Below are 21,091 nucleotides of genomic sequence, written 5' to 3'. Positions count from 1 at the left end.
CGACGTGCACCCGCTCGCGCGGCGACCGACGACAGCCCGGATCACGTGACACACGGAGGAATCTCATGCCGAAAACGAACAACGGTATCCACTACGAGGAGCGGGGAAGCGGGCCGGACGCTATCGTTTTGCTGCCCGGACTCGGGTGCTCACTCAAGTGCTGGTCCGAGGTGGCACCCCTACTCGACGGCTACCGCCTCGTTCTCATGGACCTGCCGGGCCACGCGGGCTCCATCCATGCGCCTGCCGATGGATCGAGCCTCGACCGGATCGCCGAGACGGTGATCGATGCTTGTGATCAGCTCGGCCTCGAACGTTTCGCCCTCGTCGGTCTCTCCTTCGGCGGCGCGCTCAGTGTGCGGATCGCTCTGAACCGGCCCGGCCAGGTTTTCGCGGTCATGGCGCTCATGCCGTGGAACGCGGGCGGTACCGAGGCGGGCGATCCCGTCATCGAAGGGTTCCGCACGTCCTTCCGTGACGTCGAAGCCATAACGCGGGCCATTGGGGCCATCTCGCTGGATCCGAGCAAGACGACCGATGTCGTGCGCACGATGACGAGTGCTGTCACAGAGCAGTTCTGGCGCAGCTGGTTCGGAACCGGTGGCGGTGCTTACACGAGCATGTTCGAGGAGCTGTCCGGGCTCACCGTGCCGGCGTGCTACGTCATCGGCGGCAGAGACACCATCGCCCCGCAGGACAAGTTGATCGCCGACGTCCGCGCGATGCCCGGAGGCCGGCTGGTCTTCCTGTCGGACGCGGGACATCTCGCCCCTTACGAGTCTCCCGAGCTCGTCGCCCGGGAGATCCGCGAGTTCGTCAGCCGCTACGCGAACACGCCGTCGCTGGACGCGGGTTCCGCGCCCAGCTCCTCCCCCAGCGCACAGCCGAGCGGATAGGGACGCCTTTCACTGCTTCAGCCGCACGGACATGACCACCGCAAGGTATCGGAGGAGATCCGCCGCACGACTCCGCGACTGCACGGAAGGTGGGGCTCTCGCACCTTTTGGTCGCGCTGAGCCCTTCGTCCTGACGGCAGGCCCTCCTTGCCCTCAGCCATCTACGCCGCGGCGACACCTGCACCCGGCTCGCCGCCGGGTTCGGCATCGTCGGCCGACCGTTCTACCCGGGGAAGCACCAGCGGCACGGCATGAACATCCAGGCGATCACCGACCCGCTCGGTCGTCTGCTGTGGGCCTCGCCGGCCCTGTCCGCCTCGACGCACGATGGCCACCCTCATGGGGCGCCTGCTGCGGAAACTGCGCTGCGGCACTGGCTTCGTAAGTGGGAACGGACTCTGGTCCAACTTGTGTGATGCACTCACTGTCAGGGACGTCTGAGAGGCGGTCAGGGATCTGGCGAGACTTGTTGATAAATCGCTTCTGACCCTGTGCATGGCCCAAGCTGGGCCCACGGTGTTACAGGGCAATCAGACCGGCTGTCGTCTCCTTGAAGCCGCAGGCATCGAAATAGAACGAACGCAGGTGATCCTCGAAGTCAACGTGGAGCCATTCGCACTTCGCGGCACGAGCTTCGTGAGCCGCAGCTGCGACCAACGCGCTGCCAACACCTCGCCCCTGGCGATGCTGGGCGACCACCGTGTCCAGGATGAAGGCGTGAACTCCGCCGTCCCAGACCACGTTGACGAAGCCGACCAGCGAGCCGCGCTCCCGGGCGCAGACCCAGCCAAGACTGTGGCGCTCAAGTCGTTTTCGCCAGTCAGTCTGAGCGACCGGGTGGCCGAAGCCGTCAGCATGCAGCGCGTTGAGGGCGGCGTTGTCGAAGTCGCCGCGCCACTCGTACTCGATCGTCACTCCTCGATCGTAGGGTCCGGGCCAAGTCCAGCAACCGAATTACGGAGCGAGGAGAACGCGTTTACCCGTTGACCGAACTACTTGCAGTGTTTCCAAGTTCAATGACCTGATTGCAGATCCGTCGTTGGTCTGGCCGTGGATGCCTCGAGAGACCTGACGTCCCTGGTTGTGCCGCTGGTCGGCGAGTTGGTGGCCACGGATGATCCGTGGGAGCCGTACCAACTCCTCGATCCGTCCGGGACGCCGGTCGCCGACGTCGCCGATAATCTGCGCGACCTCCAAGGAGCCGGCAGGCCGTCGGCGACAGCGCGCTCGTACGGCATGAATCTGCTTCGCTGGTTCCGGTTCCTGTGGGCCGTCGAGGTCCCGCGGGAGCGGGCGACGCGCCTGGAGGCCCGGGACTTCTCCCGGTGGTTGCTGGTTGCCGGGCAGTCAGCGCGTCCGCACTGGCGCTCGTCGACCGCCGGGGTGTGGACCACTGGCGGGAAGCCGTACGCGGTGTCGGTTCGTGCGCACAGCGAGACGGTCCTGCGGGCCTTCAAGGAGCGCCAACAGGCGCAGCAGCGTGTCCAGAACTGCCATGGACACCTCTGGTCGGGAGGAAGTGTCCCGGGGCGCGGTCTTCCTGGTGGGGGTGCCGGCCCTGCATATCATCGGCCAGCAGGACGACGGAGCGGAGGACGGCCTCGAGCCGCTCAGTGATCTGGTCCCGGCCGTGATTCGCAAGCTTCCCGGCTACGTCTTCCTCGGCGCCGCCACCGCGTCGGCTCGCATCATCTGGCTTCGCATGTGAACTGCTATCCAACCCGGCAGATCCGTCGATGTGCCGTTCGGCGTCACAAAGGGCCGCTACGGCTGGAGGACCTCGATGTCCAACTCGGGATCGAACCCAGAGTCCGCAGCGACTCTGCGAGCGAACTCGCGGACACCCGCGAGCTGGCGTTCGCCGAAGGAGAAGTCGAGAGCCTCGGTGTAGTAGTGGCGCAAAGCCTGCTCGTCGAACGCCTCCCACCGGGCAGCCTGCTCGCACACCTTGTCGACCTCGGCCATCGAGAGGTCCCGGGACTCCAGGAAGGCCCGGTGCACTTCGCGCACGATGTGCGGATTCCGCTCCAGGTAGTCCTTGCGGACGGCCCAGGCCGCGAAGACGAACGGCAGACCGGTCCACACCTTCCACATCTCGCCCAGGTCGTACACCCGTAGTCCCAGATCCTCGGCCTGGTGGAGGTAGGCGCGCAGCGCGGCGTCACCGATGACGACCGCGGCTTCCGCGTCCTGCATCATCACCGGCAGGTCCGGCGGGCAGGTGAAGTACTCCGGGCGGACTCCCTCGCGCTCCTCCAGCAGAAGTCGGGCCAGGCGTACCGACGAGCGCGAGGTGGAGCCCAGGGCGACCCGGCGCCCGTCCAACTCGTGCAGCGGGACCTGGCTGACGATCAGGCAGGAGGTCACCGCACCGTCGCTGCCCACCGCGATGTCCGGGAGCAGCACCAGGTCGTCGGCGTGCTTGAGGTATTCCATGCAGGCGATCGGACCGATGTCCAGGCTTCCTTCGACCAGCAGGCTGCTCAGCCGGTCCGGAGTGTCCTTGGTCAGCTCCAGGTCGAGCAGGCTGCCGGTGCGGGCCAGACCCCAGTAGATCGGCAGACAGTTGAGGAACTGGATGTGCCCGACCCTGGGGCGCTTCCCCGGCTGACGCAGTACGCGAGGTACGTGAGACATCTTCACTCCCACAGGCTAGTACTTCAGATTCTGGCCAGTGCCCGCACGTCGCCTGACGCATTGCGCTGCGCGGATGAACGGGCCACACTCCAGCACCTCCGAAGTGAGGGCCCTTCAGAGCCTGCGGCGGCATCCTCACCTGCGCCCCTTTCTCACCGACCGCAGTATGGTTGTGACGTTAAGCAAACATGGCATCCTCAAGTGATCAACGCACCACCTTCGGATGATCATGTGATGGTGGAGGCACAGGTGCGTGGCTACGGCTTTTCGCCGGCTCAGCAGGATGAGATCTGGAGACGCTGGCGCGAGGGGCGGTCGTTCAGCTTGATCGGGCGGGCACTTGGAGCACCGATGCAGCACGCCGCCGTGTCCTGTACCAGAGCGGCGGCGTCCGCCTCACCCCGCAGACGCGGTCGGAGCGGCATCTGAGCGGCAGCGAGCGCGAGGAGATATCCCGCGGCATCGCCGCCGGGGAGTCGGCCCGGCAGCTGGCGAAGCGGCTGGGCCGATCCCCCTTCGACCGTCTCCCGTGAGATAGCCCGCAACGGCGGCCGGGACCGCTACCGAGCCGCCTCGGCCGATACGGCTGCCTACGAGTGCGGGCGCCGACCCGAGCAGGTCATGCTCGCCCAGCGGCCTGCCCTACGCGCCCTGGTGGAAGCCAAGCTGGCTCTGTGCTGGTCACCCGAGCAGATCGCAGGATGGCTGCGACGGCAGTTTCCTGGTGACCCTCCATGCAGATCTCGCGCGAAGCGATCTTCCTCTCGCTCTACGACCCGCGCCGGCGTCAGGCGATCGACCGCAGCCTCACCCGGCGGCTGCGGTCAGCCAGGCCCATGCGCCGACCGAAGATCGCCCGCCGGCCCACCGGGCGGGGGATCATCCGCGGCACGGTGTCCATCACGGTCCGCCCCGCCGAAGTCGAGGACCGCAAGGCACCCGGCCATTGGGGGGGGCGACCTCGTGATGGGCATCCGGCCCTCTGCGGTCGCCACGCTCGTCGAGCGCGCCAGCCGCTACACGGCCATCGTCGCGCTGCCGGACGGCATCAAGGTCGAGCAGGTCACTCCGCACCTCACCAGGAGTCTTCTCGGCATCCCGCCCCCACCTGCGGCGGACGCTCACCTGGGACCGGGGCCGGGAGATGGCTGAGCACCAGGCCATCACCGCCGGGACCGGGATGCCGATCTACCTCTGCAAGCCGCGGAGCCCGTGGCAGCGAGGCACCAACGAGAACACCAACCGGCTGCTTCGGCCAGTACCTCCCCAAGAGCGCGGACCTCCGCACGTTCAGCCAGGCCGACCTGGACGCCATCGCCCACGAGCTCAACCGTCGTCCGCGCAGGACCCACGGGTACCGCACTCCGGCAGAGGTCTACGCTGACCTCCTCAACAGCGGTGCTGCGCTGGCCGCTTGAGCTCGCCATCGTCTGACGACAGAGTGAGGCGGCATCCGGGCAAGCACAGGGGGCGTTGACCGCCCCGGCGCCGGACCGGGGCGGTCGTTGAACCTCGGTGACGTCCCGGCGGTCGGTGTGAACCGGGCGGCGAAGCCTTGGTGGCGCCCGATCAGGCCAGCAGGACGCGCTTGCGTGGGTGTTCGAATTCCGCGCGGTCGAACGGCGGCCTCCCGCCCGGCGGGGTAGCCTGCTCTGCGGTCAGCTCCGGCGGTGCCTGCCGGTACCGCGTGCTTCTCAACACACGCCCGTCCCGGCTACCGCGCGGCGAAACAGGGGCGGGAATGTCGTGGCGCGGACCCGGTCAACCCGGGGCGATACGGCTAAGGTGCTCCCAGGACCGGTATAGGTCCGCCCGGGCCTGGCCCATCTCCAAGACGTGATCAAAGGACTGGCTGCCGACTATCAGCCGTCGGGGCGGGTCCGGCAGTGCGGCCAGCTCCATGATGACCGGGGCAGCGGTTTCCGGCTCCGGGCCGACGGCGTCGCCCCACATCGCCTCCATCTCGGTGCGCAGAAACTGGTACTGCGCCAAGGGTTCGGTGGTCGTGGTGCCGGCGGTGAATAGGCCAGTGTTGTAGCCGCCCATCTGTACGTTGGTGACCTTGACGCCGAACTCTTCGACCTCCATCGCCAGTGCCTCGCTGACCGAGTCCAGTGCGGCCTTGCCTGCGCCGTAGAAGCCGACGGTGGCCATGCCGCCGCCGCTGCCCATCGAGGTGACCTGGAGGAGCCGTCCCCCGCCTTGGGCGCGCAAGTGAGGAAGGACCGCCTGAGCCACCCACACGGCGCCGAAGAAGTTCACATCCATATGCGCTCGGATCTGTTCCTCCGCGGCTTCCTCCACCATGCCGTAGAGCATTCCGCCTGCGTTGTTGACGACAACGTCCAGTCTGCCGAACGCGGCTGCCGCCCGCTCCACCCCGTCGAACACGCCCTGACGGTCGGCGACATCCAGCGAAAGCGGGACCAGGTGGGCAGGGTACTTCTCGGTCAGTTCCTCCAGGGGCCCGACGTTGCGGGCGGCGGCCACTACTCGGTCGCCGCCCGCCAGGGCGGCCTCGGCGAAAGCCCTGCCCAAGCCGCGGGATGCACCGGTGATGAGCCAGACTCTTGCATTCGCCACGGCGCCTCACTCTCAGTAAAGAAAACGGTTCGTCTCGATTCGTTTTGAGCCTAGGGCATCCACCCGTGGTCCAGCAATACGGATCGTCTCGTTTCGCTTAGGGGGTAAGCTGGACGTATGTCCAACGAGAAGGGGCCGGATCACTCCCGGCGCAAGGAACGGTCGCGGCAGGCAATCTTCGCGGCTACCCGCGCCCTGGTCGCAGAAGAGGCTTACAAGAATGTCACTGTCGAAGCCATCGCTGCCCGTGCCGGCGTCGGCAAGCAGACGATCTATCGGCGGTGGCCGTCGAAGAGCGCGGTCGTCTTCGCCGCCCTTCTGGCTCTGAGTGAGGATGCGGGCGGGCTGTCGGTCGCGCTGCCGGACACTGGCGACCTTCGGGCAGACCTCAAGCTTGTCATGCGTGCCACGGCGAAGGAGTTCGCAGACCCGTCCTTCGACAGGCCGATCCGGGCCCTCAACACCGAGATCGCCAACGATGCCGCGCTGGCGGCCGAGTACCGCGAGAAGCTGGCCCAGCCGCTGGAAGAAGCGAAGAAAGCACGCTTGCGCAGCGCCCAGGAAGTCGGCCAGCTCAGCGCCGACGCCGACCTCGACCTGGTCCTCGAAGTGCTCTACGCCCCCCTCTTCCAGCGGTGGCTGCACCGCAGCGGTCCGCTGACCGACGCATACGCCGACTCACTTGTCGACGCGACCCTCAGAGCTTTCGGCCCCTGAAGCACGAGTAAATCCACACCCGCGCCGCCAGGTACTCCCGCAGCTCCACCTCTCCGGCCGCGAAGTCCCGGTAGCCGCCCAGGTGGAAGAACTGTTCCAGCTCCCCGGGTGAGGGTTCCCGTGGCGAACCGGAGGCTGCCGGATCTCTCACCGCTGCCGGGCCAACTGCCGGGGGGACTTCATACCCACGCACCCGAACAAGATCCGAACCGGAGCGCTTGAACGCGCCGGTAGCAGAGGGGTGGCGTCGATCTGTCTTGTCAGCCGGAAGGGGGTGGGCTCGGTTTGCCGACCGGTGAGCACGACGCCCGCCTTTCCGATGAGGTCGGCATCGGCGTTCTCCGCGGTGGGGATCGTGGTGGGGATCGCGGCTGCGTGGCGGACGTTGGCCCGGTGTGGGCCTGGGTTCGTACCGGACGGCTTGTGGGAGTTCGCCGAGCCGCTGATTGCGGATCAACGGGTACGGCCGCGGGGCGGTGGGATGGCCGATGCCCCGGCGTCCAGCCGGGATGGCGATCGGTCTCCAGGTTATAATTTGATGTCGAACGATCGCCTCCCGCGTGGCCGGGGCGGCCCAAGCCGAGGAGGTACCCGTGGCAGGGCAGCGGTCCATCGCCCAAACCGAGAAGTTGGTCGCGGCGCGCCTTGGTGACGTACCTATCAGGTATGACCAGATGGCGGTTGTCGGTAACATCCACCGGGCGGCGGCGGCCGTGCGCCAGCATGTGGAGAATTCCGTGCTGCGCGCCGCCGATCTGACGTGGACCGCTTTCGTGGTGCTCTGGGTGGTGTGGATCTGGGGAGAGATGGAGACCCGGTATGTGGCCGAGGAGGCCGGCATTTCCAAGGGCACCCTCACCGGGATCGCCCGCACCCTGGAATCCAGGGGCCTGGTGAGCCGCTCTGATCATCCTTCCGACGGGCGCCGCGTCCTGCTCGCGCTCACCCCCGAGGGCGAAGAGCTGATGAGGAGCCTGTTCCCCGACTTCAATGCCGAGGAGGCGTTCGTCGTCACCCAGCTGAGCGATGAGGAGTGCCGTCAGACCGCGGAGGCGCTGCGCCGCATTGTGGTGCAACTGGAGCAGCACGGCGAGGAGCGACGGCAGGCGCTGCGCGGTGGCGCCGAGCTGCCGCCACGCCGCAGCGGACGCCGTCCCAAGGTCTGACCGTGCTGGTTCCTGTGCGGGGATCAGGCAGCCGGGCGGATCCGTCCGGCTGCCGCGGCGACGAACTGGTCGAACAGCGCTTGGTGGACTGGATCGGTGTGTGCGGTGTCCTCCGGATGCCACTGCACAGCCGCGAACCAGCCTGGGGCGCCCGGCAGTTCCAGTGCCTCCACCGTTCCGTCCGCCGCCCGCGCGGTCACCGTCAGCCCGGCTCCGGCCTCGGCGACCCGCTGGTGGTGGTAGCAGGACACCTCGATCTTCTGCGTCCCGGCCGCCCGCTCAACAAGGGAGCCGGGTACCGGCGTCACAGGGTGGATCAGATGCCGGTGATCGAGACCTGGGCCCCCCATGTTCTGCTCCAGCGTTCCGCCCCGTACGACGTTGACGATCTGGAGCCCGCGGCAAACCGCGAGTAGCGGCAGCCCGGCTCGCAGCGCGTGCTGGGCCACGGCCAGGTCGAAGCCGTCCTGTTCGTCGTCGACGTCGTAGACGCTGTGGTGCACATCAAGGGCGCCGTAGCGGTGCGGTGCGAGGTCACCGCCGCCGGGCAGCAGGATTCCGTCGAAACGGGTCAGCCGTGCGGCGACTTGGGCGGCGTCCGCCCGGCCTCCGGGCGCATGCGGGTGGACGCTCACTGGTTCGCCGCCCGCTCGCCACACCGCCTCGACCAGGGCACGCGCGGTGACCTCCGCCTCGTGGCGCAGCGCGGAGGTGGAGGCTGCGAACCGGGCCGGCACAGCGATCAGCGGGCGGGGCGCATCCCCGGGGACGGAAGGCCGCCCGGTCGGAGGGGTCACAGCTGGATCCAGGTGGTCTTCAGTTCGGTGTACTTCTCGATCGCGTGCGCGGACTTGTCGCGGCCGTTGCCGGACTGCTTCATGCCCCCGAAGGGAACGGTCAGGTCGCCTTCCTCGTAGCAGTTGACCCAGACGGTGCCTGCCCTGAGCCGCCGGGACACCTGGTGCGCGGTGGAGAGGTCCGAGGTCCACAGGCCGGCCGCGAGCCCGTACTCGGTGTCGTTCGCCAGGGTCACCGCCTCCTCGAGCTCATCGAACACAAAGACGGAGAGCACTGGTCCGAAGATCTCCTCGCGAGCCAGCCGGGACTCGACCGGGACGCGTTCGAAGACGGTCGGCTGGAGGAAACTGCCGCCGCTGTCGCGCAGTACCCGTTCGCCACCGGTACGCAGGTGGGCACCGTCGGCGACACCGTCGGCGATGTGCTCCAGCACCCGTTCCAGATGGCCGGTGCCGACCAGCGGTCCCATCTCCGTGGCCGGGTCCAGCGGGTCCCCGACCCGGAGGGTGTGGGCACGCTCGGCGACCGCGTCCACAACCTGGTCGGCAACGGAGCGGTGCACCAGGAGCCGGGAGGGAGCGGTGCACATCTCGCCCTGGTTGAAGAAGATGCCCCAGGCGGCGGTGGCGGCGGCCCGGTCCAGGTCGGGGGCGTCCGGCAGGATGATGTTGGGAGATTTGCCGCCCAGTTCCAGCCATACGCGCTTGAGGTTGGAGTCGGCGGCGTAACGCAGGAAGTGCCGTCCGACGGCCGTGGATCCTGTGAAGGCCAGCACGTCCACACCGGGGTGCAGCCCCAGGGCGCGTCCGGCGGCGGGACCGTCTGCGGAGATGACGTTGAGGACCCCGGGCGGCAGCCCCGCCTCGGTGGCCAGCCGCCCCAGAGTCAGTGCGGAGAGCGGGGACATCTCCGAGGGCTTCCATACGACGGTGCAGCCTGCGGCCAGCGCGGGGGCGAGCTTCCAGGATGCGAGGGTGAGCGGGAAGTTCCACGGCACGACCGCGCCGACTACTCCGGCCGGTTCCCGAGTGACCAAGGCCAGTGCGTCGCTGGCGGTGTGCGGCGACTCGTCGCCCAGCTTGTCGGCGAGCTGTCCGTACCAGCGGAAGGTGGAGATCGCTGCCCGCAGCTCGATGCCGTACGCGTCGGAGATGGGCTTGCCCATCTCCAGGCTGATGGTCAGCGCCAGCGCGGCCCGGTGCTCCTCCAGCAGGTCAGCCAGCCGCAACAGCACCCGCCCGCGTTCGGCGGGCGCGAGCTCGGGCCACGGCCCGTGGTCGAAGGCCCGGCGGGCGGCGGCGACCGCCAGGTCGACTTCGGCTTGCCCGGCGTCGGCTACCCGGGCCAGTGCCTGCCCGTCACGGGGCGACATCACGACGTATCCGTCCCCGTGGCCGGATACATCCATGCCGTTGATGTGGTGACTGTCGGGCAGCCGCAGCTCCTTGGCGCGCCGCAGCCAACTCTCGTAGGTGTCGGGCATGGCAACCTTCTGTGGGGCTTCAGGGACTCGCATATCATTTGACTCCAAACCACATGGTGTCACGCGCATGGCCTGGCTTTCGTGGCACCTTCAGCGCCTGGGCGCGCGGATGCCGCGGAACTCCCAGTCGCCGCCGAGCGCGGTGGACAGCACCTCCTCGGACTCGGTGGGTTGCGCGCCGACGTCAGTGCGGATCGCGGTGGGGCCGGCGACGATGTGGTTGGTGAGCCGGCCCAGACCCTCGACCTCGACCTCGACGATGTCGCCGGGCCGGACCGGGCGGGAGTTGGCCGGGGTGCCGGACAGCAGTACGTCGCCGGGGTACAGGGTGATGGTGCGGGCGATGTCGGCGACGAGGTAGTGCATGTCCCACTGCATCTCGTCGGTCGAGCCGTCCTGCACGACCTCGCCGTTGACGTACGTCCGCAGGCTCTTGCCGTGGAAGTCCCAGCCGGTGACCAGGCCCGGGCCGAGCGGGCACAGGGTGTCGGAGCCCTTTACCCGGAGCATGGAGCCGGCGTCGGTGTCGCGGAAGTCGTGCAGGCCGTAGTCGTTGGCGACGGTGTAGCCCGCGATGTACTCCCCCGCCTCGGCCGGGGAGATGTTCCGCGCCGTCCGGCCGATGACGATGGCGACCTCGCCCTCGTAGTTCAGCCACTTGCAGCCCTCGGGGCGCACCACGGCGCCCTTGTGGGAGTTCAGGGCCGAGGTCGGCTTGTGGAAGTAGGTCGGGGTGTCCGGCAGGCTGATCCGGAACTCGTCCACGCGGCTGCGGTGGTTGAGGTGAACGGCGATCACCTTGGAGGGCACGACCGGCGGCAGGTGCTGGGCCTCGTCGGTCTTGATGCGGCGGCCGTCCCCGGCGACGAGTTCGTCGCCGTCAACGGTGGCCTGGACGGTGGCGCCGTCGAGCAGGACGCGGCGGTATTCCGGCATGGTGGCCTTCCTAGGAGTGACGGTGCGGGTTGTGGGGCGCGGTTGTCACCGGTCTTCCCGTGCCGGTCCAGCCGTCGGCCGGGCGGTCGAACCACAGGTGGACCTGGCCGGTGCCGACGGAGTTCTCGTACTCGCCGTACTGCCGGGCCCGCGCGGTGCAGGCCTGCTCGCCGAGGGCGCCGGCCATCATCAGGTAGTGGAAGAACTTCGCCTCGGGCTTGTACTTCCAGAACTCGTCCATGGTGTCGAGGACCTTGTCGTGGCGGCCCTCCTTGAACCAGGCGATCCGCTCGCAGTCCGCCTCGCGGGCCTCCGGCGTGAAGATGTGGGCCGGGTCGCTGGCCTCGTGGTCGCGGATCTCGCGCAGTGGCCAGAAGGTGTGCGAGAGGGCGCCGGAGGCGATGAGCAGGACACGGCGGCCGGGGGTGGCGGCGATGCCGTCGGCGAGCGCGCGGCCCAGGCGCAGGTGGTCCTCCGTGTCGCCGGTCTGGCAGACGCCGATGGTCACCCAGCGCTTGCCGGGCAGGCCCTCGCCGAGGAACTTCCACAGGTTGATCGTGGCGTAGTAGATGGGCAGGTAGTCGTCGTCGATCGCGGTGATCCAGGTGCCGTGCCTGCCGGCGAACGAGGCGATGTTGTGGGCGAGTTCGGGGTCGCCGGGAAAGTCGTACGGCATCCGGCACATGCCGCGCGGCAGCTCCTCGGAGGTGAAAAGCCCGGCCCGGCGCTGGTGCGCGGTGACGACGAACTCGACCGTGGTCGCCCAGTGGGAGTCCAGGACCACGACGGTGTCGTAGTCGTCGGCCTCGAAGACCTCCTCGCGCAGCTGCCGCAGGCCGGTGACGAGGGTGATTTCCTTGCCCTTGTTCAGCTTCCGCCGCTCGGTCTCCGGGAGCACGATGGTGGGCACATGGGCGAGCAGCCCCGCCCCGACGATCTCACCCATGGTTGGTCCATCCGTTCGGGGCGGTGACGGTGTTCTTCAGGTCGCAGTAGAAGTCGAAGCTCCAGTCCCCGCCTTCCCGGCCGATTCCGGAGTGGCGGGAGCCGCCGAAAGGGGCCCTCAGGTCGCGTACGAAGAAGCAGTTGACCCAGACCGTGCCGGCGACCAGGGCGGCTGTGACGCGTTCCGCCCGCTCGGGGCTGCCGGTGGCGATGGTGGCCGCGAGGCCGAAGCGGGTGTCGTTGGCCAGGCGGATCGCCTCGTCCTCGGTGTCGAAGGTCTGGAGGGTGAGCACCGGGCCGAAGACTTCTTCCTGGACGATCTCGCTGTCCTGGGCGACGTCGGCGAGGAGAGTGGGACGGTAGTAGAGGCCGCCGAGGCCGGTGTTGGGGCCTCCGCCGACGACCGCACGGGCGCCGGCCGCGATCGCGCGCTGTACGAAGCCGTCGATCTTCTCCAGCTGGCGGGGGTGGATGGTGGGGCCGAGGTCGCTGGCCGCGTCCCGGGAGTCGCCCTGGGTGAGCGCGGCGGCCCGGGTCTTGAACCGTTCGGTGAACTCTTCGGCAACCGAGGACTCGACCAGGATCCGGGTGGCTGCCAGGCAGACCTGTCCGGCGTTGTCGTACTGCTCGACGGCCAGTTCGACGGCGAGGTCGAGGTCGGCGTCGGCGAAGACCAGCAGCGGCGACTTGCCGCCCAGTTCCAGGCTGACCGGGGTGAGGTTGGCGGCCGCGGCAGCGGCGATGTGCCGGGCTGTGGGGACGGAGCCGGTGAAGCTGATCCGGCGGACGTGCGGGTGCGACACCAGGGCCTGGCCCGCTTCGGCGCCGTACCCCTGGACGATGTTGAGCACCCCGGCGGGCAGCCCCGCCTCGGCGGCGATGTCGGCCAGCAGCGAGGCGGTCAGCGGGGACCATTCGGCGGGCTTGAGGATCACGGTGTTCCCGGCCGCGAGTGCGGGCGCGACCTTCCAGGTGGCGAGCATCAGCGGCGCGTTCCACGGCGTGATCAGCACGCAAGGACCCGCCGGGTCCCAGGACACGTGGTTGGTGTGGCCGCGGGTCTCGAAGTCGTCGTGGTCGAGTTGCGGCAGCCGGTCGGCGAAGAACCGGAAGTTGTGCGCGACCCGGGGCATCACACCGCGCCGGTGCGAGCGCAGCAGGGCACCGTTGTCCGCGGTCTCGACCTGGGAGAGCTCCTCGATCCGCTTCTCGACGCCGTCGGCGATGGCGTGCAGCAGCCGAGCCCGCTCGGCACGGGGGGTCGCCGCCCAGCCTGGGAAAGCCTCGGCCGCGGCGGCGGCCGCCGCCTGTGCCTCGGCGGCGCCACCGCGGGCGATCTCGGCGAGGGGGGCACCGTCGATGGGCGAGACGTCCGTGAACGTCGTCGCGGACGTCACCCGGCGGCCACCGATCCAGTGCCGCGTGTCGACGCTGACACCGGCGACGGTAACGGTCCCGTCGGCTGCGGCCGCCGCAGTCGTCTCGGTGACGGGGGGATCCGCCGGGACGGCGGGCTGGTGGGGCATGTCCGATCCTCCGGATACGGGTTGAGGAAACAACTCCTGGCAGGGTTGGGGAAACAGCTCCTGGCAGGGTTGGGGCTCCAGGCGGGTGTCAGCGCGGGCGGGGCGTGCTACCCGGTGGCGTCGGCACCGGACGCGAGCAGCCGCCCGCCGTCCCAGACCACCCCGACCTGGCGGTAGTAAGCAGCGATCGGCTCCTGGATCTCCAGGCGGGACAGCTCCTCCGTGGGCGCCTCGAAGAGTTCGAGTTCCGCGTCGCCGACCCAGGGCTGACCGGCCTCGAAGGAAGCGGCACCCGTCTCGATCAGCTCGTTGAGCGCGAGGCCCCCGCCCTTCTCGATTGCGGGCAGCCAGCGGTGATGTGCCATGGGGTGGCCGTTGACGAAGCCGTTGCCGGCGGCAGGCTCGCGCAGGGTGATCACGGCCTCTGCCAGCCGCCGGTCGGCGCAGGCCAGGGTCGCCCCGAAGCGGGCGCCGGACTCGATGCGCGGCGCGGGCCCGTAGGGGTGGGGGCGGGTCTGGTGGATCGAGCCGAGCTTCTTGGGATAGCCCTGGTGCAGGCCGCGGGCGATGGCGAAGTCCTTGTCCACCCAGATGTAGACGCAGCGCGAGTACGTACGGCCTTGGTAGGAGCAGCGGACCACCGCGAACGCCTCCTTGTACTGGGCGCGCACCGGGTCGAGCAGTTCCTCTCGGGAATCGGAGCAGGACTGCCAGTCGGCCCAGATCAGCGCGACCGCGCCGGGGTCCTCCTCGGCGGGTTCCAGGGGTTCGGGCAGCAGCTCGCGGACCCGTGCCGGGTCGGTGCGGTACTCGACGGTCAGCAGATCGCCGGAGTAGTGCCAGGGCGGAGCGGGGATCAGCGACGAGTTCCCGGTAGCCGTCTTGGGGTGGAAGTATCCGCGGACGGTAGCCACGAGTTCTCCTGAGGTCAGTGGGACGGGTGCCGGGCCGTGTCGCCAGGCGGGTGCGGATCGGCTGGCCGCGCGGACGCGGGGCCGGTCCCCGGTGTGCTGACGGGTGCGGTACACGGAGTGATCCTGGTGTGACGGTTTCCCAGTGGGGAGCGGCAGGAACACCCAGTCGTTTGACTTCAAATGAAATGCATCCGGACCTCGCCTGTCAAGCCCCCGTTCGAGGCCCCGACTTCCCCACGGGTCCGCACACACCCCCGCGACCCTGCCCTGACCTGGACGGATGGGCGCAGCGTCGACGCCAGGCAGAGAGTGTGGCTTGAATGGATCATGAACACCCCCTTGTGCGGGGGTGGCTGGATCCATATTGTTTGGCTTCAAACAAGACGCGGCTCGGTGATGACGCCCTCCGCGTACCCCGATCGCCGCGCACCGTCGCCGCGACACCGCGCACCCCACTCCCCCTCCCAGGAGCCACCGGTGGATGCTCAACAACCCCCGACTGTCCAGCAGCGCGTCGACCAGCTCGCCGCCGAGGGCATTGACGTCGTACGCGTCGGGTATCCCGACCTCATCGGCGTCGACCGGGGCCGCGATGTCCTCCTGAGCCACCTGCCCTCCGCCATGGAACACGGACTGACCTTCTGCCAGGCCGTCTACCACACCTCACCCCGAGGAGACGTCGTCGACATCGCCGGCGGCCTGGCGGAGGGGCTGCCCGACGTCTGCGTGCACCCCGACCTGGACACCCTGGTCGCCCTGCCCTGGGAACCCGGAGTCGCCTGGTGCCTGGGCGACCCGACCGATCCCGCGACCGGGCAGCCCGTCCCCGAATCCCCTCGTGACCTGCTGCGGCGCGTCACCGGTGCGCTCGCCGGCTCCGGAATCAGCCCTGTCGTGGGGCCGGAACTCGAGTACTTCCTACTGGAACGGGATGCCGCCGCTCCGCGGGGGTGGCGCCGCTACCAGGGGCTGGTCGGCAACGTCTACAGCAGCGGACTGCGCGGCGACCCGGGCCGTCACCTGCTGCGCACGCTTCGGCAACTGGACCGCCTCGGCATCGGGGCCTCCGCCGGCAACCAGGAATTCGACGAGGGCCAGTTCGAGATCAATCTGACCCACTCGGACGCCCTGGACGCCGCGGACCGAGCCTTCCGCTTCAAGGCGGCGGTGCGCGAGTTGGCCCGCGCCGAGGGACGGCTGGCCACCTTCATGGCCAAGCCGTTCAACGACAGCGGTGGCTGCGGCTTCCATCTGCACGTCTCCTGCCTGGACAGGGAGGGCCGGAATGTCTTCGACGCCCCCAGCGGCACATACGGCCTATCGGCCACCGCACGCCATGCGATCGCCGGACTGACCGGCCACGCGCCCGCCCTCGCCGCGCTGCTCAACCCCACCATCAACTCCTACAAGCGCTTCGGGCGCGGCTCACTGGCCCCTTGGCTCATCGACTGGGGGCTGGACAACCGCAGCGCCATGCTGCGGGTTCCACCGGAACGAGGGCCGGGTGCGCGTCTGGAGCTGCGGCTGGGCGACGCCAGCGCGAACCCCTACCTGGCGATCGCCGGCCTGCTCGCCGCCCTGCGTCTGGGGCTGGAGGCCAAGGCAGAACCGCCCGCTCCCCTGGAGGGCTACGGCTACGACCCATCGCGCGCCGCCCGGCTGCCCCAGACGCTGGATGCGGCGCTGGACGCGCTGGAGGCCGACACCGAACTCACCGATGTGCTGGGCAAGCCGTTCGTCGACACCTTCCTCGGCTACAAGCGCAATGAGCTGGAACGTTTCGAGCGATATGTCACCGACTGGGAGTTCGGTGAGTACGTCCAGCACGTCTGACCCCCGCAGACAGCCCCAGACGGGATGCGGTTGTCGGCGAACCCCGAACCCCGAACCCCAACGAGGAGAAAACCATGGATCTGCGGCGATGGGTCAATGCGGCGGTCGACGAGATCACCGCCTGGCAGCACACATACGGACCCTACGACCGTCATGCAGCGCTGCGTGTTGACGACAAGGCGTTCGCCGACGCCTTCGGTGAGCTGACCTCCCGGCTCCACGACAACTACCCCTTCTTCCATCCCCGCTACGCCGGCCAGATGCTCAAGCCCCCGCACCCGGCCGCCGTCGTCGGCCACCTGGCCGCGATGCTCATCAACCCCAACAACCACGCACTGGACGGCGGGCCAGCCACCGCCCGCATGGAACGCGAAGCCGTCGACGCGCTCGCCACCATGTTCGGCTTCGGACAACACCTGGGGCACCTCACCACCAGCGGTACCGTCGCCAACCTCGAAGCGCTGTTCGTCGCCCGCGAGATCCATCCGGGCAAGGGCATCGCCCACAACGCCGATGCCCATTACACCCACGCCCGGATGTGTCACCTGCTCGGCGTCGAATCCTTCCCGGTGGCCACCGACACCGCCGGGCGAATGGACTTGGACGCCTTGGAGGAGCTGTTGCGCACCGGCCAGGTCGGAACGGTCGTGCTGACCGCCGGCACCACCGGCCTCGGCGCTATCGACCCCATCCACGAGGCGCTCGCCCTGCGCGAGAAGTACGGCGTACGCCTTCACGTGGACGCGGCCTACGGCGGCTTCTTCACCCTCATCGCCGACGACACCCCGGACGGTGTCACCGCCGCCCCCTACCGGGCCATCCCCCACTGCGACTCTGTCGTCGTCGACCCCCACAAGCACGGCCTCCAGCCCTACGGCTGCGGCGCGGTGATATTCGCCGACCCGGCCGTCGGCCGCTTCTACCAGCACGACTCGCCGTACACGTACTTCACCTCCGCGGAACTCCACCTCGGCGAGATCTCCCTGGAATGCTCCCGCGCGGGCGCTGCCGCCGCCGCCCTCTGGCTCACACACCGGCTGCTGCCGCTCACCCCGGACGGCCTCGGCGCGGTGCTGCGGCCCGGTCGACGGGCGGCCCTGCGGTGGACCGAGCTGCTGGAGAATTCCGATCTACTGGCCCCCTACCAGCAGCCGGAACTCGACATCGTCACATATCTGCCGCGCACCGGCCGCCTCTCGGAGATCGACCGGATCTCGGCCGCCGTCATGGAGGCCGGCATGTCAGCCCACCCCGACAAGGCGGTCTTCCTCGCCACGTATGGCATCGAAGGCCGGGCACTCGCCGACCGAGGCCACCAGATCGAGGCGGACGTGCCCACCGGGCGGATCTTGCGGAGTGTGCTGATGAAGCCGGAAAGCGAGAACTGGCTCGACGCGCTGCACGGCCGGGTGGAGGAACTGACCGCGGCCACCGGCTGACCCGACCCGGCCCCCCGGAGGCGCCCGCCCAGGCGCCGTCAGGGCCCCGACCACCGGAGGAGAAGCAGACCATGGCCACCGCACCGAAGCCGACCGCGCCCGCACGCGTCTATGACGTCATCGTCGTGGGCTCCGGCGGCGCGGGGCTCGTCGCCGCCTGCGCAGCCGCCGACCGGGGCGCATCCGTCGCCGTGCTGGAACGTGCCCCACTCATCGGCGGCACCACCGCGATCTCGGGCGGGCACCTGTGGATCCCGTGCCACCCACACCTGGGCGCGCTGGGCCTGACGGACACCCGCGAGGACGCCCTGCACTACCTCGACCGCATCACCCTCGGCAGTACCGCCGGCCCGGTGATCGAGGCGTTCGTCGACAACGGCCCCCGCCTCGTCACGTACCTGGAGCGGGACCTGGGTATCCCGCTGTTCGCGGTACGCCGTCCCGACTATCACCCGGATTTCCCCGGCGCCGCCGAGGCCCGCACCCTCGAACCACTGCCCCTGGACGCCTCCGCGCTCGGCCCCGGCCTGCCCGGTGTCCGCACCTCGCCCACCCGCCCCCCGCTCACCAGCGCCGAGGGCCGCACCGGCGTTCCCGCCGGACTTGCCGAGGAGCGCCGCGCCAAAGGGATCCTCACCCAGGGGGCCGCACTGGTGGCCGGTCTGGTGCTGGCAGCCGCACGACGGGGCGTGGACCTGTGCACCGGACAGCGGATGGGGGAGCTGATCGAAGAGGACGGCGCCGTGCGAGGTGTTGTCGTCCACACCGCAGAAGGGGAGCGGGTCGCGCTCCGGTCTCGCCGTGCGGTGGTTCTCGCCTCCGGCGGCTTCGAGTGGAACCCTGCGCTGCGCTCCGACTTCCTCCCCCGGGTGCCCGCGCTGCCCGTATCACCGCCCGGCAACGAAGGTGACGGGCTACGCCTGGCGATGCGGGCCGGGGCACGGATCGCCGGGATGTCGGAAGCCTGGTGGACGGCCGCGATCGCGGTCCCCGGCCAGACCTACGACGACCGGCCGATGACCCGCAACGCCGTCCGCGAACTCGCCTTCCCCGGCTCCATCCTCGTCAACGCGGCGGGCCACCGCTTCGCCGACGAGGCCAGCTCCTACAACGACCTCGGCAAGGCCTTCCTCGCCTTCGACCAGCAACGCCACACTTTCCCCAACGCGAGGGCCTGGCTGATCACCGACTCCGCGTTCCGTCGGCAGTACCCGATCGCCGGCCTCGCCCCGGGAACCCCAACCCCGTCGTGGATCCCCACCCACAGCGACCTCGGCGGCCTTGCCGCCTTGGCCGGAATCGACCCCCTGAACCTCACCGCCACGGTGAGCACCTTCAACACCCATGCCCGTAACGGCGTCGATCCGCAGTTCGAACGCGGGCACAACCCACATGACCGGTACAACGGGGACGGTGGCCACCAGCCCAATCCGTGCCTCGGCCCGATCACGACCCCTCCCTTCCACGCGGTGCCGGTGACCCTCGGCATCAACGGAACCAAGGGAGGCGTGGTCACCGACCACCTCGGACGGGTCCTCGGATCGTCGGGGAACCCCCTTCCAGGGCTTCTCGCCTGCGGGAATGTCGCGCAGAGTCTGATGGGCCCCGGCTACGCCGGATCAGGCGCCAGTCTCGGCCCTGCCCTGACAGCGGCCATGACGGTCGGCGGCGAAGCGGCCCGGCAGCTCCCGGCACCGCGCACCTGACCCGCTCGGGCCACCCCGTTCAGCTCCTGCGCTGCCGCAGAGCACCAGACCTCGTAAACCCCCCGCGCCCCTGTGTCCGCTCACCTCACACTCAAGGGTTCACCATGGCAGCACAACACGACGTTCCCGAAGGCAACGGGGGCGCCCCCGCGACGCGGCCCATGAAGATCGTGGGAGCCGCTTGCTTCGGCCACATGATCGAGTGGTACGAATTCGGCGTCTACGGCTATCTCGCCACGGTCATCGCCAAGGTCTTCTTCCCCGCTGCCAGCGACTCCGCCGGCCTGCTCGCCACCCTGGCTATCTTCGGCGTGGCGTTCTTCGCCCGACCTGTCGGCGCCGTGCTCTTCGGCAACCTTGGTGACAAGTTCGGCCGCCGCACCGTGCTGGCCAGCACCATCCTGCTCATGGGCGGCTCCACCGTGTTGATCGGTGTGCTTCCGACCTATGGCCAGGTCGGCGTCCTCGCCCCGGTCCTGATCGTCATCTGCCGGCTGATGCAGGGTCTCTCCGCCGGAGGAGAGACCTCCGGCGCTGCCACGTTCCTCGCCGAATACGCACCCCAGCGCCGCCGAGCCCTGTGGGCTACGAGCATCCAGGCGGTCGGCGTCATCGCCTTCGTCATCGCTGCCCTGTTCGTCGCCGGCCTCACCGCTGTCCTCACTGAAGACCAGCTCTACAGCTGGGGCTGGCGCATCCCCTTCCTGATGGCCGGTCCGCTGGCCGGCGTCGGGCTCTATCTCCGCTTCAAGATCGCCGAGACCCCCGCCTACCAGAAGGTCCAGGAGGCTGCCCCGGTCAAACAGCCGTCCCCCGCCAGGGAGGCCCTGGTCCGCCACTGGCGGCCGATCCTGCTGCTCTTCGCGATCGTCACCATCGAGTCGGTCGCCTCCTACACCGCCAAGACCTATCTGCCCACCTACCTCATCGCCACGGTCGGCCTCAGCAAGACCACTGCGCTGCTCACCACCTCCGCGACCCTGGTCCTCAGCGCCGTTCTGGTTCCCTGTTACGCGCTGCTCAGCGACCGTGTGGGCCGCAAACCGCTGTTGATCGGCGGCACGGTCACACTGTTCGCGGTCAGCGTCCCCAGCTTCCTGATGATCGGCAGTGGCAGCGTGGCGGGCGCCGTGGCGGGCCAGATGCTGGCGATTATTCCGGGTACGGCCATCTCGGTGGCCGTCGTGGTGATGCAGACCGAACTGTTCCCGACCTCCGTGCGCTACACCGGCGCAGCCATCGGCTACAACACCGCCTACGCCGCCTTCGGCGGCAGCGCGCCTTTTGCGGCCGCCGCCCTGATCACCGCCACCGGCACCAAGCTGGCCCCCGGGTTCTACTTCATGGCCATCGCCGCGGTGTTCTTCGTAGCGCTGGTCAAGATACCCGAGACCTTCCGCCGGTCGCTCTCTGCCGACGCCGACAGTGGCTTCGGCACCGGAGCCGACAGTGCTTCCAGCGCCCGCGAACAGCAACCCGCCTAGCCCAGTCCCGCACTCCGGTGGCGGGCGC

The 21,091-nt window shown here is 69.2% G+C and carries 17 protein-coding genes and 2 pseudogenes; 10 read left to right on the top strand and 9 right to left on the bottom strand.

Annotated elements, in window-relative coordinates:
• Window positions 1-65 precede the first annotated feature (65 nt).
• Together ABD329_RS32505 and ABD329_RS32500 are read left to right on the top strand one after the other, a co-directional pair.
• On the top strand, window positions 66-896 hold the full coding sequence (locus tag ABD329_RS32505) for an alpha/beta fold hydrolase (RefSeq protein WP_198277113.1): 831 nt from the start codon (window positions 66-68) through the stop codon (window positions 894-896).
• A 134-nt stretch (window positions 897-1,030) separates the two neighbouring features.
• Window positions 1,031-1,225: pseudogene (locus tag ABD329_RS32500) on the top strand (IS5/IS1182 family transposase); the annotation flags it as partial.
• 190 nt (window positions 1,226-1,415) lie between these two features.
• Here the strand turns inward: ABD329_RS32500 and ABD329_RS32495 are convergent.
• Complete coding sequence (locus tag ABD329_RS32495; protein WP_198277112.1) at window positions 1,416-1,811, bottom strand: GNAT family N-acetyltransferase; 396 nt, start codon at window positions 1,809-1,811, stop codon at window positions 1,416-1,418.
• Between the two features lie 580 nt (window positions 1,812-2,391).
• Between ABD329_RS32495 and ABD329_RS32490 the strand changes: the two genes are divergently transcribed.
• Complete coding sequence (locus ABD329_RS32490) at window positions 2,392-2,604, top strand: hypothetical protein (protein ID WP_198277111.1); 213 nt, start codon at window positions 2,392-2,394, stop codon at window positions 2,602-2,604.
• A 56-nt stretch (window positions 2,605-2,660) separates the two neighbouring features.
• On the opposite strand, the gene ABD329_RS32485 is transcribed toward ABD329_RS32490, so the two are convergent.
• Window positions 2,661-3,533: a menaquinone biosynthetic enzyme MqnA/MqnD family protein gene (locus ABD329_RS32485; protein ID WP_198277110.1), complete on the bottom strand. Its 873-nt coding sequence runs from the start codon at window positions 3,531-3,533 to the stop codon at window positions 2,661-2,663.
• Window positions 3,534-3,782: 249 nt separating this feature from the next.
• On the opposite strand from ABD329_RS32485, the pseudogene ABD329_RS48350 reads away from it, so the two are divergent.
• A pseudogene (locus ABD329_RS48350) lies at window positions 3,783-4,951 on the top strand (IS30 family transposase).
• Window positions 4,952-5,294: 343 nt separating this feature from the next.
• On the opposite strand, the gene ABD329_RS32470 reads toward ABD329_RS48350, so the two are convergent.
• Window positions 5,295-6,116, bottom strand: coding sequence for an SDR family NAD(P)-dependent oxidoreductase (locus ABD329_RS32470; RefSeq protein ID WP_198277109.1), 822 nt, complete (start codon window positions 6,114-6,116; stop codon window positions 5,295-5,297).
• 117 nt (window positions 6,117-6,233) lie between these two features.
• Between ABD329_RS32470 and ABD329_RS32465 the strand changes: the two genes are divergently transcribed.
• Entirely contained in the window at window positions 6,234-6,833 is a 600-nt protein-coding gene (locus tag ABD329_RS32465) for a TetR/AcrR family transcriptional regulator (RefSeq protein WP_198277108.1), read from the top strand.
• Window positions 6,834-7,426: 593 nt separating this feature from the next.
• Complete coding sequence (locus ABD329_RS32460) at window positions 7,427-7,999, top strand: MarR family winged helix-turn-helix transcriptional regulator (RefSeq protein WP_198277107.1); 573 nt, start codon at window positions 7,427-7,429, stop codon at window positions 7,997-7,999.
• A gap of 23 nt (window positions 8,000-8,022) precedes the next feature.
• Here the strand turns inward: ABD329_RS32460 and ABD329_RS32455 are convergent, their stop codons facing one another.
• From ABD329_RS32455 to ABD329_RS32430, 6 genes are all read right to left on the bottom strand, one after another.
• On the bottom strand, window positions 8,023-8,736 hold the full coding sequence (locus ABD329_RS32455) for a gamma-glutamyl-gamma-aminobutyrate hydrolase family protein (RefSeq protein ID WP_309142718.1): 714 nt from the start codon (window positions 8,734-8,736) through the stop codon (window positions 8,023-8,025).
• Between the two features lie 56 nt (window positions 8,737-8,792).
• Window positions 8,793-10,280 (bottom strand): aldehyde dehydrogenase, encoded by a 1,488-nt coding sequence (locus tag ABD329_RS32450; RefSeq protein WP_198277105.1) that lies wholly within the window; start codon window positions 10,278-10,280, stop codon window positions 8,793-8,795.
• A gap of 90 nt (window positions 10,281-10,370) precedes the next feature.
• Window positions 10,371-11,216, bottom strand: coding sequence for a fumarylacetoacetate hydrolase family protein (locus tag ABD329_RS32445; RefSeq protein WP_198277104.1), 846 nt, complete (start codon window positions 11,214-11,216; stop codon window positions 10,371-10,373).
• A gap of 10 nt (window positions 11,217-11,226) precedes the next feature.
• Window positions 11,227-12,162 (bottom strand): 3,4-dihydroxyphenylacetate 2,3-dioxygenase, encoded by a 936-nt coding sequence (locus ABD329_RS32440; protein WP_198277103.1) that lies wholly within the window; start codon window positions 12,160-12,162, stop codon window positions 11,227-11,229.
• Complete coding sequence (locus ABD329_RS32435; RefSeq protein ID WP_344317301.1) at window positions 12,155-13,687, bottom strand: aldehyde dehydrogenase; 1,533 nt, start codon at window positions 13,685-13,687, stop codon at window positions 12,155-12,157. Before ABD329_RS32435 ends, ABD329_RS32440 begins: the two co-directional genes overlap by 8 nt.
• 107 nt (window positions 13,688-13,794) lie before the next feature.
• Window positions 13,795-14,601, bottom strand: a complete 807-nt coding sequence (locus ABD329_RS32430; RefSeq protein ID WP_344317300.1) for an acetoacetate decarboxylase family protein — start codon at window positions 14,599-14,601, stop codon at window positions 13,795-13,797.
• 477 nt (window positions 14,602-15,078) lie between these two features.
• Between ABD329_RS32430 and ABD329_RS32425 the strand changes: the two genes are divergently transcribed.
• The 4 genes from ABD329_RS32425 to ABD329_RS32410 all read left to right on the top strand — a co-directional run bounded on the left by ABD329_RS32425 (window position 15,079) and on the right by ABD329_RS32410 (window position 21,063).
• Complete coding sequence (locus ABD329_RS32425) at window positions 15,079-16,434, top strand: glutamine synthetase family protein (protein WP_309142954.1); 1,356 nt, start codon at window positions 15,079-15,081, stop codon at window positions 16,432-16,434.
• A gap of 74 nt (window positions 16,435-16,508) precedes the next feature.
• Window positions 16,509-17,873 (top strand): pyridoxal phosphate-dependent decarboxylase family protein, encoded by a 1,365-nt coding sequence (locus ABD329_RS32420; RefSeq protein WP_344317298.1) that lies wholly within the window; start codon window positions 16,509-16,511, stop codon window positions 17,871-17,873.
• Window positions 17,874-17,944: 71 nt separating this feature from the next.
• Entirely contained in the window at window positions 17,945-19,579 is a 1,635-nt protein-coding gene (locus ABD329_RS32415; protein WP_344317297.1) for an FAD-dependent oxidoreductase, read from the top strand.
• 104 nt (window positions 19,580-19,683) lie between these two features.
• The gene (locus ABD329_RS32410; RefSeq protein ID WP_198279513.1) at window positions 19,684-21,063 is read left to right on the top strand and encodes an MFS transporter; all 1,380 of its coding nucleotides are present in this window, start codon (window positions 19,684-19,686) and stop codon (window positions 21,061-21,063) included.
• Window positions 21,064-21,091 lie beyond the last annotated feature (28 nt).

This window comes from Streptomyces javensis, assembly GCF_039525925.1.
Lineage (GTDB): Bacteria > Actinomycetota > Actinomycetes > Streptomycetales > Streptomycetaceae > Streptomyces > Streptomyces asiaticus.
The sequence above is the reverse complement of the archived record's forward strand: the minus strand, read 5'-3'. Positions and strand labels throughout refer to the sequence as shown.

Excerpts from the sequence above, each read along its gene's own strand:
- ABD329_RS32505 (WP_198277113.1), top strand. The coding sequence starts at position 66 with ATGCCGAAAACGAACAACGGTATCCACTACGAGGAGCGGGGAAGCGGG.
- ABD329_RS32445 (WP_198277104.1), bottom strand. The coding sequence starts at position 11,216 with ATGCCGGAATACCGCCGCGTCCTGCTCGACGGCGCCACCGTCCAGGCC.
- ABD329_RS32420 (WP_344317298.1), top strand. The coding sequence starts at position 16,509 with ATGGATCTGCGGCGATGGGTCAATGCGGCGGTCGACGAGATCACCGCC.
- ABD329_RS32415 (WP_344317297.1), top strand. The coding sequence starts at position 17,945 with ATGGCCACCGCACCGAAGCCGACCGCGCCCGCACGCGTCTATGACGTC.
- ABD329_RS32410 (WP_198279513.1), top strand. The coding sequence starts at position 19,684 with ATGGCAGCACAACACGACGTTCCCGAAGGCAACGGGGGCGCCCCCGCG.
- ABD329_RS32450 (WP_198277105.1), bottom strand. The coding sequence starts at position 10,280 with ATGCCCGACACCTACGAGAGTTGGCTGCGGCGCGCCAAGGAGCTGCGG.
- ABD329_RS32440 (WP_198277103.1), bottom strand. The coding sequence starts at position 12,162 with ATGGGTGAGATCGTCGGGGCGGGGCTGCTCGCCCATGTGCCCACCATC.
- ABD329_RS32490 (WP_198277111.1), top strand. The coding sequence starts at position 2,392 with ATGGACACCTCTGGTCGGGAGGAAGTGTCCCGGGGCGCGGTCTTCCTG.
- ABD329_RS32465 (WP_198277108.1), top strand. The coding sequence starts at position 6,234 with ATGTCCAACGAGAAGGGGCCGGATCACTCCCGGCGCAAGGAACGGTCG.
- ABD329_RS32485 (WP_198277110.1), bottom strand. The coding sequence starts at position 3,533 with ATGTCTCACGTACCTCGCGTACTGCGTCAGCCGGGGAAGCGCCCCAGG.
- ABD329_RS32435 (WP_344317301.1), bottom strand. The coding sequence starts at position 13,687 with ATGCCCCACCAGCCCGCCGTCCCGGCGGATCCCCCCGTCACCGAGACG.